Origin of the sequence: Psychrobacter sp. Choline-02u-9, from assembly GCF_002836505.1 — a bacterium.
Taxonomy (GTDB): domain Bacteria; phylum Pseudomonadota; class Gammaproteobacteria; order Pseudomonadales; family Moraxellaceae; genus Psychrobacter.
The window spans coordinates 213,922-227,953 of record NZ_PJBF01000059.1 but is presented as its reverse complement, the minus strand read 5'-3'; the positions used below and the strand labels follow the sequence as shown (position 1 = coordinate 227,953).

Sequence of the window (14,032 nt, the reverse complement as noted above, 5' to 3'; positions counted from 1 at the left end):
TTAAAAAGTTAGTTGGGCTATTTTATCAGTTATCGGGTTGATAAAATAGCACCATAATTTATTGGTTTAATATGACTACTGAGCCTACTGATATCTAGCCATGTACTAAGCAGGCTCTGTCACCATGTGCTCGCTAAAATAGCGCAGCAGCTCTTGTATGACCGTTACGCGCTGTTGCGGTGTGGCCAGTTTATCGCTATTTTGGTAACGGATACCAGATGCGCCATTCATACGATAATGCTGACCATTTGATTGGATCAATTTAATAATCGCTAACGCATCAACGGGAGTATCTGGCGCAAATTCCAGCGTCATACTACTACTATTGGCATCAATTTTATTGATCTTCAGTGGCTCTGCTTGTAAACGTAATCCATGAATGGCGAATAATTGCTTGGTTTGATCTGGCAGTGCCCCAAAGCGGTCTATCATTTCAGTGCGAATATCCGTTAATGCCTCTTTATCATCGGTATTGCTAATACGCTTATAGAACAATAAGCGCTGATGCACGTCATGTAGATACTCCTCTGGAATGAGAGCAGAGCTATGTAGATTGATTTCACTGGTCAACGACAATGGTGTATTTAAATCAGGCTCCTTGCCAGCTTTAATGGCTTTAGTCGCACGCTCAAGCATATCCATGTATAAGCTAAAACCAATCGCCTGCATATTACCACTTTGCTGCTTACCCAATATCTCCCCTGCACCGCGAATCTCTAAATCCTCACTTGCCAGCATAAAACCTGCACCTAACGTATTGGCGCGTTCAATCGCATGCAAACGGCGTTTGGCATCACCTTTGAGGCCTTTCAGAGAAGGCACTAGTAAGTAGCAATATGCTTGATGATGACTACGTCCTACTCGGCCACGCAGCTGATGTAATTGCGCAAGACCAAACTTATCTGCACGTTCAATGATAATCGTATTGGCATTGGGCACATCAATACCTGTCTCGATAATGGTAGAGCAAACCAACACGTTGAATTTTTTATGATAAAACTGCTGCATGATCTGCTCAAGCTGACGCTCTTGCATCTGCCCATGAGCTACTCCTACTCGCGCTTCTGGCACTAGGTCACGAATAGTCTCTGCCATACGCTCAATACTGGCAACATCATTATGTAGCAGATAGACCTGCCCACCACGTAACAGCTCACGTAATATAGCTTCTTTCATCAAAGCTTCTGTCTTTTGCATTACAAAGGTTTTGATGGCAAGTCGTCGTGCAGGCGGTGTGGCGATAATCGACATATCGCGCATACCTGAGAGCGCCATATTAAGCGTTCTAGGGATCGGAGTCGCCGTCATAGACATGCTATCCACATCTGTTTGGATGGCCTTGATACGCTCTTTATGACGCACTCCAAAGCGATGCTCTTCATCAACAATCATCAGGCCAAGGTTGGCAAATTTCACATCTGGTTGTAGCAGTTTATGAGTACCAATGACAATATCCACTTTACCAGCGGCCAAATCAGCCAATACCATTTCTTGATGTTTTTTGCCGCCAAAGCGCGATAAGCTTTCAATGCGAACTGGCCAATCGGCAAAACGATCTCGGAAGTTGTCTTCATGCTGACCGGCAAGCAATGTGGTAGGCACCAGTACGGCAACCTGATAGCCAGCACTAACGGCAATAAACGCGGCTCGCATCGCGACTTCTGTTTTACCAAAACCAACATCGCCGCAAATGAGACGATCCATCGGCTGGTTTTGTCTCATGTCTTCCATTACTGCATGAATGGCATTGGCTTGGTCGGCGGTTTCTTCAAAGGCAAATTGACTGGCGAATAGCTCATACTGTGATGGGTCTATCTTGAAATGAATGCCAACTTTGGCCTCACGTCTTGCCTGCATATTGAGCAATTCAGCAGCGACGTCATGAATTTGCTCCAATGCTTTTTGCTTGGCTCGGTCCCATTTGCCACTACCAATCTTATGTAGCGGTGCTAACGCTGGATCACCGCCACTATAGCGACTAATCATTTGCAAATTGGCAACTGGCACATAGATACTAGCGTCATCAGAATATTTTAAATGGATAAATTCTTGCTCACCATCGCCCACATCTAAGGTAATCAAGCCATTATAACGACCGATACCATGCTCAATATGCACCACTGGACTACCATCTGTTATTTCAGTGACGCTCTTAACCAAGAATTCTTCTGATACCCCGCTTTGGCGACGACGGCGTGTCTGTAAAACTTGACGACCAAACAGCTGCGTCTCACTAATCAACACCAAGCGCTCAGGCACATAGACACCGCGCTCAATTGGCGCTACGGTCAGACCGACATGTGGTAGATGACTGTTATCAATAGCGCTGGTTTTATCTGCGGCTAAAAATGCCTCAAAGCTATCATACGCCTTGATATCAATCTTGCCTTTGAACAGTTCGATTAGAATCTCACGACGGCCTGCGGTTTCTGCAACGATTAATACGGGTGTTGTAGTCTTCGATTGCGTATCCAAGAAGTCGAGCAATTCTGATAATGGTTCAGACTTTTGATGATTGACTGCTAATTGGGGAGGCTCTTGAGCACTTAATGTCACCAGTCCTTGTTGTTTAGTGACACTCGATGGCAATGGTATTTGTGAGGCATCTGTACTTTCTGGTGCTTCCACATCATTCATCGTAGCCAGTTCATCACGAGCACTTAATATTACTCGTGGATACTGGTTTAGCTGTTCGTTAAGCGCGTTAGATAATAGATACAGCATTGCTGGCTCTACGATAGGCTTATCAATATCATGTCGACGCTCTTCGTAGCGGCGCTGGATTTGTGACCAGTAATCAGCTTGTTTTTCATTGATTAATTCATCGGTGATAAATAATGCATCGCTTGGTAAATAGGAAAATAAGCTACTCTCTGCCTCCCAATCTTTTAAGTTAAAAAATAGCGGCTGATAATACTCTAATCCGCTACTGGCAATTCCTGCCATTACGTCTTTGTGCAGCTCAGACTTACGGCTACTGGTATTAGGGAACATCGCAGCAAAGTTCGTGCGGAACGTCTCACGCCCTTCATCGAGCGGGAACTCTTTTGCGGGCAAAATTTGAAATTGGTCGATAGGTTTAGAGATATCTGGCATCTTGTGAAGCAGTGACAATGACTCTTTCGCCATACTGGTATCGTTGCCCGTCAACATCGCCTTCAAATCATCGGCAGTCAATGTACGTTGCGTTTGAGGATGAAAAAAGCGAATCGTTTCGATTTCATCATCGAACAAGTCTAAACGTAGCGGAAAAGGCTGACCCATGGCAAAAATATCAATAATACTGCCACGTACTGCAAACTCACCTGGTTCAAAGACATTTTCAACCGCGCGATAACCAGCCTTTGCCAGTAGCCCTCGCTGGGTATTGATATCAAAACGATCGCCGACACTCAAATCAAAATGCTGTCCAATTAACCAACTTGGCGGTGCGACGCGATGCATGAGGGCTTGTATCGAAATAAGCAGCACGCCCGTTTTTGGCATATCCGTCAACAGATTGATACGTTCGCTAACGATGTCTTGATGCGGAGATAGCTCATCATAAGTCAGTGTCTCCCAGTCAGGGAACACATAAGCATCGACTCCGCAAAATGCCAGCTCAGTCTCTATTTGATTGAGTTGGTTTTGGTCACGTGCCACCACAACTTTTAGGCGCTCGGCAACATTCCACATAGGTGTTTGCACCAAGCTTGCCAACCATAAACTGCTGACCGCACCATGGACAGGCGCTAGCCAACGCCGCTCGGCATTTTGGATAGGAAACAACTGCTGGTTAATAGGGTCAAACGCGTCAGTCAGAGCAGTAATAGGCATAAAGAGTAGAATCAAAGTTAAGGAGTCAGAAAGCTATTATACGAATATTTGAGCAATTACCAAAACTTATGCCGTAACGGTTTGTCACTTAAGAGTTTACTCACTAATGATTGAGTGTTAACAATGATTATTGCGCTTTAACTGTCATTACATAACAAAAAACCCCAACTTATCAGCTGAGGTTTTCATTTTTGCTAATCAAGCCAAGCCTAAAACTTCAGCTGATAAGTGGTTTATCATTAACGATAATGCCATTATTATCAGCATAAACAAACATACCCGAGTTCAACGTTAAATCACCGAAGCTGATTTCGATATCCGTTTGACCTTCATCACGGCGAGTTGATTTGCGCGGGATACAACCAAGCGCCATCACGCCAAGATCCATCTCTGCCATGTCATCAACATCGCGGACACAACCATATACAATAACTCCAGCCCAGCCGTTGTCGATAGCTGATTGTGCAATCATATCACCTAGTAATGCACAGCGCATAGAGCCGCCGCCATCAACGACCAACACTTTGCCATTGCCTTCTTTGTCCTTGCCATCGCTATTCAATAGAGATTTAACACAGCTATTGTCTTCAAAACACTTAACCGTCACGATTTCACCGCAGAATTTGTCTTTCGCACCAAACTGACGGAATGACTTACCTTCGATATTTGGTAAGCATACTTGCGACTCAGGATTGGCATCCAATAGATCACAAGTGACAAAATTCCCTCTATCCATTTGTATCGATTCTGACATTGCTCCTGCTCCTTATTTTAGTGTTTCAACTGACTGGTTTTTCAATACTTATCGATGCTTTGATAATAGTTATTGTATTTTTTACTCTTGTATTCTTGTTCTAATGCAATCTTGTCCCAATGCAATTAGGGTCTGTTGAACATTCAAATATTAGGGCTGCTGATCGCTAAAATTGCCTCAAACTAGGCGCAAGCTGACGATAATGTCGAGACCTTAGCGAAGCTTGCAACAACGTTTGGGGTGATTTTAGCATCAGCCCTTTGGGGCAGTACTATTTTTTGCCAATATATGGCGACATTGTTTAACCTAGAATGACTAGGCCGCAAAAATTTCACTGCCCAGTGTCTAAAAAAGCAGTGCCTAAAAAAAGCAATGCCTAAAAAATAGTGACTGCCAGCACCACATTTGAATGTTCAACAGACCCTAATAATCGATATCTGTAACTTTCCAGTTTTGAGACTGAATCTGTCACTAGAAAAACTGTCCTTTTATTTTTTGACACGGGTCATCGCTAGCATCTGCTTATTTTCGATAATATCGATATGCTTGATTTGAGGTTCAGTACGATATTTACTACGATGATAGATATCATGAGCACTCATAGCCATGGCACTAGCAACGCGTTTAGCAGAGATAGGATGTAACGATAGTGACTCTGAAACGAGCGGCGAGATGAGTTTAAAGGCTTTTTGACCAATGCTCTCAAGCGGACGACCTTTATGTTTGCCAAGCAATAGTGACGGACGGAAGACGACCAATTGTCCGAAGTCTAACGCCATAATAGCCTGCTCTGTTTCAGCCTTGACTCGATTGTATAAAAAACGACTGTCAATATCCGCATTCATTGAGGAGAGTAAAAAGAAATTCTCTACCCCTTTGTCACGACACAGCTTGGCAAAATTTACGTTGTAGTCTCGATCTACTTTGCGAAAAGCCTCATCACTACCAGCCTGCTTTTTTGTCGTACCCAAACAACTAAAAGCATCCGTGGTTCGATCGGCACCAACACTTGCAAACACTTCAGAGAGATTATCAAAATCATTGATTTGATAAAAACGCATGCTGGCATTAATGTAGCGTGGCGGGCGACGAGCAATCACAATCAATGTGTCATAAAGCTCACTCAGTTGCTTTACCAAATGCTGCCCTACTAACCCCGTTGCGCCAATCACAATTGCTTTTCGCTGCATACCCTATCCACTTATATAACATTAGATGAACTATATTGATGAGAAAATACCTATATCAAGGTCTATCGTTAGAATATCATACCTAAATTCCTCAATAACTGACGCTATTATATAGGATATATTGTAAGAGATTTTATCAACCCTCTACGTCTATCAGCGCTTACTACTGATTTAGTTACTAGAATGACCCAAATTCGATGATATTACGTAACTTCTTTGAGCATTAATCATCAAATATATTGTCCTTAGTTCAATAATTTGCTAAGATAATCGGCTTTACACGTCAACGCTGTTTAATTATTCCAAACAGCTCTGACGCTTACGATGATCTATTCATATTAGATACTTTAATATCAGACATCGACATCATATTTGACGAGACGGCTGCTCGTCACCGATGATTGTTAAACCCATTATTGCAATCAACATTCATATTTTTATCTATCTTTATCAAGGAGATACGCGTGGCTAATACTGCACAAGCTCGTAAACGCGCCCGTCAAAACACCAAACGTCGTCAGAACTCTGCGTCACAACGCTCTATGGTTCGTACTTACTTAAAACGTGTTGATGCGGCTATCGCAGCTAAAGATTATGACGCGGCTACCGAAGCTTATAAAAAAGCGGTACCAGTTCTTGATCGTATGGCTGACAAAGGTATTATTCATAAGAATAAAGCTGCTCGTCGTAAGAGCCGCCTAAACAAAACAATCAAAGGCCTACAAGCTTAAGATTTGTATTGGTTAGACCGCATTTCGCTTTTATAGCGTAATGACTAAAACCTTGTCACTGGTTCTAATACCGTGGCAAGGTTTTTTTATGCCTATTCAAAACGTATTCAATGAATAGCGGCTCTATCAACTCATTTCAATGTTTAAACAAAACATCAATTCCACTGCACTTCTGGCGGCAATAGCAACTTGCTAGGATGATAACCAGCTGCACGATAACCGTCTAACAATGAACTAATCGGCCGAGTATATACCTGACCTCGCCAAATAAAATGCGCACTCGCTTGATCAAATGGCTTATCATCAAACCATAAAAATACGCCTTCCATCATCTTCGGCCAATCATTCCAATCAATCTCTACCACATCGAACATAACCGCTAAGAATGCAGATAGCAACGTGTCATGACTCACAGCGAGCATCAGATGGCCGTGCTGTGGCTGATTCTGGTAAAAAAGCGACAAAATATCCAAACCGCCTTGATAGGTATTTTTAGTCCCTTCCAAATTGCCTTGCAAAAAGCGATTGATAAAGTTTAAGACGCCAATTTCTTTGAACACAGGATTGGCTATTTCAGGATCAGTGACGAGACTACCAGGCTCAACCAACAGCGACTGATGTGCAATATTACGCTCTAGACCAGCTCCCTCTTGCATCAACTGCGCGGTAGCAACACAACGCCCAATGGGGCTGGAGATACTATCGACGTCGAGCGAATATGGTAGATGGCCTGATAACCAACGACCCCAAGACTTTGCCAGTATGCGACCTTTGGGAGTCAACGGTAACTGATCGCTGGCAAAACCATTACCATCAGAACGCTCGCGTAAAGAGTGCCTCGTAAATAGAATCAGTCGCTTATTTTCAGGTAATAAGCTGACGGAGGGAATCATACTATCTGGTAGATGCGAAGGTGCAGGCGCGCTTGGTGTATGACTCCCAAGCTTGTCAGCAGATACTTTGGACAGGGTATTATTCAGATATTTACTCATGACAGCAAGCCTAGCAGATTTCTTATCAGGAATGAACCACAGACAAATCTAGTTGCAATATATCTTATAAATACTCCGCACTCTTTCAAAAATGCTTTATTCAAAAGAGTTCATACCTAGAATAAATGAAGATTTGCCCAATATTTACACACGGTCCTAGCCAATATCAATGACTTTGTCCCACGCGAACTCTAGTGCTGTACTACTGACCTCATTAGGATAGGCTCGTGGATTGACAATCACTCGCGTATTACCAATTTTATAATCAAATGCTTCATGAGTATGTCCGTGTACCCATAGCATCGGCGCCCAATCCTCGTGCATCCATCCTGACAGATCACTGACGAAAGCCGCATTGCTCGGTAGATTGGCATATTTTTCAGACACCGATAATGCACTGACGCTATGATGACTCATTACCACAGTTTTTTTACCAAGTTCATGAGATTCAATCAATGCTTGCTGTAGCCACTGACGATGCTCAGCATGAATCTGCATAGATACTTCAGGTGAAAACAGTTCGTTGCCTGCGTAAATCTGCTTGTAATCACGCATAAAATGCCTAGCAGCAGCCATGGTATCTTCGTTAGCATGATACTGATAGTCTGTCCAAAGCGTACAACCTAAAAGGCGTATATCACCGATATCGATATGCTGACATTGTAAGACGCGAACGCCTTTTTTAGACACAGTATCATAGTTATCCCAAGTTGCCAGTTTATGGTCAAAGCTCAATACGTCTTCATCAAAGTATTCATGATTACCAGCGATAGTAATCAGGGGAACTTCTAAGCGCGCCGCTTGTTCTTGCAACCACGGCATACCTTTGTCGCTATTAGCAGTATCTCCTGCTACCAATACTAGATCTGCATCAGTTTTAGGAATATGTCCAACGGGGTGCGATTGACGTGCATAACTATCAATATGTAAGTCACTCAATATCTGTAATTTCATATTATTCAACATCATTTAGTGGCGTTATTATTAAAAATCTAATTAGCGATAAACGCTCATAGCAGTACTACTGATATTTAGCTAAATGAGCGTTTTTAATATAGTTATTATATTTTAGAAAGGTTGTAAGAATAAATTTAAGTAGTGTAGCAGCTTTTTCTATACCATCAAAAAGTAAAAAGACAGCCATTTAGGCTGTCTTTTTTCTTAACATTTATTCAAACTTAAATACTTTGAAGTATTGTCTGTAGTTTAGCAGCAGGATCTAAAGCTTGAGTGATCGAACGGCCAATGACTAAATAATCAGAACCGTCTATTAGCGCCTGACTTGGTGTACAGATACGTTTTTGATCATCTGCATTGTCTTCAGCTAAGCGAATACCAGGCGTCACCAGTTTAAAATCCTGACCACATAATGCTTTAAGTGCCTTTGCTTCTTGAGCCGAGCACACCACCCCATCAAGTCCAGCTTGCTTAGTCAGTTGTGCTAGTCGGCTCACTTGGGTATCTAAGCTATCAGTGATTCCTGTTTGCATCAACGCTTCATTATCCATAGAAGTCAGTACGGTGACTGCGATAAGTAAGGTATCAAGATCTCTATCTAGCAAGCGCTGTTTTGCCAACGACATGGCTTCTAGACCTGCGCTAGCATGGACATTCACCATCCAGACACCAAGCTCAGCGGCAGCCAATACTGCTTGGGCAGTAGTATTAGGAATGTCATGAAATTTTAAGTCTAAGAACACTTCAAAATCACGTTGATGCAGTGCCTTGATGATATCAGGACCACAACGGGTAAACAGCTCTTTACCGACTTTTAATCGACATTGGGATGGATCTAACTGGTCAGCTAGCGCTAGAGACGCCTCTACCGTCATATTGTCTAGAGCGACGACAACTGGAGAGTTAATTACATTATTCATGGTTTTACCATATATTTTGAAGTTATCAAAGTATTGTATTTGAGGTCAGTACTGCGATCGTTAAGCTATCACCTAGCAGATCACATAAAAAATCACTTAACGACTTAATCTCGTCTACGCTTAGACAGAGTAGAGCCTTCAGTTAGGCTAGTTGCATCGGTATTGTGCACGTTAGTAGCAGAAGCACCATAAACAGCTTCATCTACTGTTGGCGCGCTTGCTTGACGATCGATAACTGTATTGGCTTGAGTCAATTGCTCTTGCAGGTTTGCGTTTGCTTTTTGTAGACGTGAGATTTCCCACTTATTTTGCAGCACACGAAAGATAAGTAATGCCAGTAAAATACCAATAACAATACCTAGCATCAAACACAAAATAAGTAGCAACCCTAGATTCATCGTAGGTGCTTGTGAAAACAGTAGGTTGACTCCGACCTCAGTATTATTTGCCAATACCAAACCAAGTGAATAGGCAAAGCTCAAGAATAGCAATACAAATAGTAGAAAGCGCATGAGACAATTACCTCAGTTTGGAATGATAAATTTTGAACGGTTCAATAGTCAGTACTGGTTTAACTAACTGTTTGCTACCGTATCGTTTACTGCTTCGCGTAAGGCCTTGCCTGGCTTAAAGTGTGGAATAGCTTTAGCCGGTACAGGTACACTTTCACCTGTCTTAGGATTGCGTCCCATACGGGCACGGCGGTGATGTAGACAAAAACTACCGAATCCGCGAACTTCGACTCGGCCATCATTGGCTAAAGTATGGGTCATCAAGTTTAAGATTTCACGCACTGCGTCATCAACCACGGTGTCTGCCATGTTGTCACAGTTTGCACTCAAATTACTAATAAATTCGGATTTGTTAATCGCTTGCTGCATTATTACGCTTGCCTTGTTGATTGATGGATAAGCTGATGATAAGTCAACGCTCTATAGTACGTAAATGCGTTTGGATAATTAAACTATATATACTGAATCTTTAAAAACTAACATTCAGAATCATATTCTGACTATAAAAAGCTTATAACTATCATCTCGTTACTCAATGGTGCAAATGATAGCGGATATTAGCGTAAATGGGAATAAGAGTTTTCCCATTTGGCTAAAAACCTCTATTACTAACTGTATTAATAAAATCTAATCATAAAAAAAAGCGACCGAAGTCGCTTTTTTTATATTACTTTTATATCAATAGCTTACAGCTTACTGCATTTGCTCTTTGATCAAATCACCAATAGTTTTTGGCTGTGCATCAGAACCTGGAGCAGCAGTAGTGTTGGTGCTACCAAGATCTTTAATCGCTTGACGCTCTTCAGCTTCGTCTTTCGCTTTGATAGACAAATTGATGTTGCGTGTTTTACGATCAACACTGATGATTTTCGCTTCAACGTCATCACCAACAGTCAGATGCTTAGTTGCATCTTCAACGCGGTCACGTTGAATTTCAGAAGCACGTAGATAAGCTTCAACTTCGTCAGCAAGTTCGATAGTAGCGCCTTTAGCATCTACTTCTTTTACTTTACCATTAACGATAGCACCACGGTCATTGTTGACTAGGTATTCGTTGAATGGATCAGAGCTTAACTGCTTAACGCCTAGGCTGATACGGTTAGCTTCTGCATCTACAGACAATACCATTGCTTCGACGGTGTCGCCTTTATTGTAGTTACGGATAGCATCTTCGCCAGTTTCGTTCCAAGAGATATCAGATAGATGAACAAGACCATCAATACCACCGTCTAGACCGATAAAGATACCGAAGTCAGTGATTGATTTGATAGTACCAGTGATTTTATCACCGCGCTCATGTTTCTTATCAAACTCATCCCATGGGTTAGCTAGAGTTTGTTTGATACCTAGGCTGATACGACGACGTTCTTCATCGATATCAAGAATCATTACTTCAACTTCATCGCCCACTTGAACAACTTTAGATGGGTGGATGTTTTTGTTGGTATGATCCATTTCTGATACGTGTACTAGACCTTCAATACCTTCAGAAATCTCAGCGAAACAACCATAGTCAGTCAAGTTAGTTACGCGAGCTTTTACAACACTACCTACTGGGTAAGTGCCGCCAACGTTATCCCAAGGATCAGTACCAAGTTGTTTTAGACCTAGGCTAACGCGGTTGCGTTCACGGTCAAACTTCAATACTTTAACTTTTAGGTCTTGGCCAACTTCAACAACTTCAGATGGGTGCTTGATACGGCGCCATGCCATGTCAGTGATGTGCAATAGACCATCGATACCACCTAGATCAACGAACGCGCCGTAATCAGTAAGGTTCTTAACGATACCTTCGATCTCGATGCCTTCTTCAAGCTTGTTCAATAGCTCTTCGCGCTCAGCTGAGTTTTCAGCTTCCATAACTGCACGACGGCTAACAACAACGTTGTTGCGTTTCTGGTCAAGTTTGATGACTTTGAATTCTAGCTCTTTGCCTTCAAGATGCGTTGTATCACGGATAGGACGTACATCTACCAATGAACCTGGTAAGAACGCGCGTACTGAACCGATATCTACAGTGAAACCGCCTTTAACTTTGCTTGAAATGATACCTTTAACGATTTCATCGTTATCAGCGATTTTTTCAAGGAAGTTCCAAGTTTCAACACGTTTAGCTTTCTCACGTGACAGCAAGGTTTGACCCATGCCGTTATCAACCGCTTCAACTACGACATCAACGCTATCGCCAACTTCAACTTCAAGTTCGCCTTCTTCGCTTAAAAACTCTTCACGAGCGACGATACCTTCAGATTTAAGACCAGTATCTACTGTGATCCAATCGCTATCGATGGCCACAACAGCACCTGTAATAACCGAGCCACGCTCGATATCTAGGCCCTGCTCTTCAATGCTCGCTTCAAATAGTTCAGCAAATGATTCCATTATGTCTACCTTTGTATAGCCGTATCCTGTCCAGCACAGTACGGATCAAATTTATGATTGTATAGAACGAAATACTGGTTTTATATCCCATACAATCATATAAAAAAACGTTTGTTAATAGCGAGCTCATTATAATTAAAACTGACTAACAACAACTGTCTTATATCGAATGCAATATCTTGAATAAACTAAGTTTTTCTTATGGCTTCAATAAAATTTAACTTAACCGTATTATTTTATACTAAAACAATGATTAATAGGAAACTTTTTAGTACTTAATATGTTGTTTTTACTAGCTATTAAATGACTAGCTAGTGAAAAAAACACCTTTATCTTGGCAATGCTTCTTAACCTGCTCATATACTGCATCAGCATTAAGCGCTGAGCTATCAAGTAATAATGCATCTGCCGCAGGCTTCGATGGCGCTGTACTGCGATTTTCATCACGATCATCACGCTCTTTTATCGTCGCTAAAATCGCCTCAAAATCTGCTGTTTGACCAGCATTCAATAACTGAATCACACGGCGCTCTGCACGTGCTTCAGCACTGGCCGTCAAAAACACCTTAACATCAGCATCTGGGAAAACAACCGTACCCATATCGCGACCATCAGCAACCAAACCTGAACGAGTGGCCATATCTTGTTGTAGCTTGAGCAATGCTTGACGAACTTGTGGAAAGACAGCTATCTGTGATGCATAGCCTCCGACCGTTTCATTGCGTACTTGCTCACCTACTGCTTGTCCATTAACAATGATATCTACACGTCCTGAGTCATTGTTTGGTACAAACGCTATCTCTAAGCTTTCAGTCAATGCTAATACAGCATTTTCATCAATTGGTTGGCTAGTATCTGCGCTGATTAAACCCGCTTCAAACGCCTTGAGTCCTACAATTCTATATAGCGCCCCAGAATCTAGCAATTGATAACCCAGTACTTGCGCCAAACGCCATGTGACCGTACCTTTGCCAGCGCCACTAGGGCCGTCAATACAAATCACAGGGTAGCGCGTTGATTGTGTGTTGCTGTCATTTTTATTGAGCAGATCGTTGTCAGATGCGGAGACGGTCATAATACTTACTCAACAATAATGGCTGCTACTTATAGGGCTTCTCACACAATCACAATAAAGCAATATTTACTGATATATCATGTGCTTAATAGCAGAGCAAAAGGTTCACTATCAAATAGGGCGACATTATAGCAAAAAATAGACGCTATCACTAGCACCAAGACTGATATCTTGTTTATTAGTTATTTTCAGTCAAAGCCTTATTTTTATTCTTTTTTGCTGCTCGCCTACGCTCACGAAAAAACGTCTTTAACATCTGGCTACTGTGCTCACTGCACAGTCCTTTGTGAACTTGGATATTATGGTTATAAAAAGGCTGAACTGATAAATCAAACTGACTACCTAGCATCCCAGCACGCGGTTCATTCGCTGCATATATCAGTCTATCTACACGAGCATGAATTAGCGCACCTATACACATCGTACACGGCTCCAACGTCACATATAAAGTCGTGTGTAGTGGCAATCGATAGTTTGCCAAACGCTGGCACGCATCTCTTAACGCAACTATCTCAGCATGCGCTGTCGCATCGTGACAGCCAATTGGTTGATTAAACCCTTGACCGATGATCTGCTGATCATGTACCAATACCGCACCTACTGGCACCTCTCCACATTCAGCGCCTTGTTCAGCCAGTCTCAGTGCTTTTTGCATCCATTTAATATCTTCATCTAACCAAAATGTACTGGTATGCATAGCTTC

Annotated in this window: 12 protein-coding genes; 1 reads left to right on the top strand and 11 read right to left on the bottom strand. The window is 42.2% G+C overall.

Annotation, left to right across the window (positions count from 1 at the left end; genetic code table 11):
- Positions 1–105 precede the first annotated feature (105 nt).
- The 3 genes from mfd to CXF69_RS12295 all read right to left on the bottom strand — a co-directional run bounded on the left by mfd (position 106) and on the right by CXF69_RS12295 (position 5,760).
- Positions 106–3,816 carry a transcription-repair coupling factor gene (mfd, locus tag CXF69_RS12305; protein WP_101206136.1) on the bottom strand — a complete coding sequence of 1,237 codons (3,711 nt, stop codon included), beginning with the start codon at positions 3,814–3,816 and terminating at the stop codon, positions 106–108.
- A gap of 217 nt (positions 3,817–4,033) precedes the next feature.
- Entirely contained in the window at positions 4,034–4,570 is a 537-nt protein-coding gene (gene rraA / locus CXF69_RS12300; RefSeq protein WP_101206137.1) for a ribonuclease E activity regulator RraA, read from the bottom strand.
- A gap of 488 nt (positions 4,571–5,058) precedes the next feature.
- Positions 5,059–5,760 carry an NAD-dependent epimerase/dehydratase family protein gene (locus tag CXF69_RS12295; RefSeq protein ID WP_101206138.1) on the bottom strand — a complete coding sequence of 234 codons (702 nt, stop codon included), beginning with the start codon at positions 5,758–5,760 and terminating at the stop codon, positions 5,059–5,061.
- A gap of 464 nt (positions 5,761–6,224) precedes the next feature.
- Here CXF69_RS12295 and rpsT point away from each other — a divergent pair, with 464 nt between their 5' ends.
- Positions 6,225–6,491 (top strand): 30S ribosomal protein S20, encoded by a 267-nt coding sequence (gene rpsT / locus CXF69_RS12290; RefSeq protein WP_010200097.1) that lies wholly within the window; start codon positions 6,225–6,227, stop codon positions 6,489–6,491.
- Between the two features lie 155 nt (positions 6,492–6,646).
- Here rpsT and CXF69_RS12285 read toward each other — a convergent pair whose 3' ends face one another.
- The 8 genes from CXF69_RS12285 to tadA all read right to left on the bottom strand — a co-directional run bounded on the left by CXF69_RS12285 (position 6,647) and on the right by tadA (position 14,026).
- The gene (locus CXF69_RS12285) at positions 6,647–7,483 is read right to left on the bottom strand and encodes a histidine phosphatase family protein (RefSeq protein WP_101206139.1); all 837 of its coding nucleotides are present in this window, start codon (positions 7,481–7,483) and stop codon (positions 6,647–6,649) included.
- Between the two features lie 156 nt (positions 7,484–7,639).
- Positions 7,640–8,452 (bottom strand): metallophosphoesterase, encoded by an 813-nt coding sequence (locus tag CXF69_RS12280; protein WP_101206140.1) that lies wholly within the window; start codon positions 8,450–8,452, stop codon positions 7,640–7,642.
- 209 nt (positions 8,453–8,661) lie between these two features.
- Complete coding sequence (gene pyrF, locus CXF69_RS12275) at positions 8,662–9,360, bottom strand: orotidine-5'-phosphate decarboxylase (protein ID WP_101206141.1); 699 nt, start codon at positions 9,358–9,360, stop codon at positions 8,662–8,664.
- 104 nt (positions 9,361–9,464) lie between these two features.
- Complete coding sequence (locus tag CXF69_RS12270; protein ID WP_101206142.1) at positions 9,465–9,872, bottom strand: lipopolysaccharide assembly protein LapA domain-containing protein; 408 nt, start codon at positions 9,870–9,872, stop codon at positions 9,465–9,467.
- Between the two features lie 63 nt (positions 9,873–9,935).
- Positions 9,936–10,241, bottom strand: coding sequence for an integration host factor subunit beta (locus CXF69_RS12265; RefSeq protein ID WP_101206143.1), 306 nt, complete (start codon positions 10,239–10,241; stop codon positions 9,936–9,938).
- A gap of 324 nt (positions 10,242–10,565) precedes the next feature.
- Complete coding sequence (gene rpsA, locus CXF69_RS12260) at positions 10,566–12,254, bottom strand: 30S ribosomal protein S1 (RefSeq protein WP_057759193.1); 1,689 nt, start codon at positions 12,252–12,254, stop codon at positions 10,566–10,568.
- Positions 12,255–12,561: 307 nt separating this feature from the next.
- Positions 12,562–13,329: a (d)CMP kinase gene (cmk, locus tag CXF69_RS12255; RefSeq protein WP_101206144.1), complete on the bottom strand. Its 768-nt coding sequence runs from the start codon at positions 13,327–13,329 to the stop codon at positions 12,562–12,564.
- A gap of 178 nt (positions 13,330–13,507) precedes the next feature.
- Positions 13,508–14,026 carry a tRNA adenosine(34) deaminase TadA gene (tadA, locus tag CXF69_RS12250; RefSeq protein WP_227522981.1) on the bottom strand — a complete coding sequence of 173 codons (519 nt, stop codon included), beginning with the start codon at positions 14,024–14,026 and terminating at the stop codon, positions 13,508–13,510.
- Positions 14,027–14,032: the final 6 nt, after the last annotated feature.

Excerpts from the sequence above, each read along its gene's own strand:
- pyrF (WP_101206141.1), bottom strand. The coding sequence starts at position 9,360 with ATGAATAATGTAATTAACTCTCCAGTTGTCGTCGCTCTAGACAATATG.
- rraA (WP_101206137.1), bottom strand. The coding sequence starts at position 4,570 with ATGTCAGAATCGATACAAATGGATAGAGGGAATTTTGTCACTTGTGAT.
- tadA (WP_227522981.1), bottom strand. The coding sequence starts at position 14,026 with ATGCATACCAGTACATTTTGGTTAGATGAAGATATTAAATGGATGCAA.
- CXF69_RS12265 (WP_101206143.1), bottom strand. The coding sequence starts at position 10,241 with ATGCAGCAAGCGATTAACAAATCCGAATTTATTAGTAATTTGAGTGCA.
- rpsA (WP_057759193.1), bottom strand. The coding sequence starts at position 12,254 with ATGGAATCATTTGCTGAACTATTTGAAGCGAGCATTGAAGAGCAGGGC.
- cmk (WP_101206144.1), bottom strand. The coding sequence starts at position 13,329 with ATGACCGTCTCCGCATCTGACAACGATCTGCTCAATAAAAATGACAGC.
- CXF69_RS12295 (WP_101206138.1), bottom strand. The coding sequence starts at position 5,760 with ATGCAGCGAAAAGCAATTGTGATTGGCGCAACGGGGTTAGTAGGGCAG.
- mfd (WP_101206136.1), bottom strand. The coding sequence starts at position 3,816 with ATGCCTATTACTGCTCTGACTGACGCGTTTGACCCTATTAACCAGCAG.
- CXF69_RS12280 (WP_101206140.1), bottom strand. The coding sequence starts at position 8,452 with ATGATGTTGAATAATATGAAATTACAGATATTGAGTGACTTACATATT.
- CXF69_RS12270 (WP_101206142.1), bottom strand. The coding sequence starts at position 9,872 with ATGCGCTTTCTACTATTTGTATTGCTATTCTTGAGCTTTGCCTATTCA.
- CXF69_RS12285 (WP_101206139.1), bottom strand. The coding sequence starts at position 7,483 with ATGAGTAAATATCTGAATAATACCCTGTCCAAAGTATCTGCTGACAAG.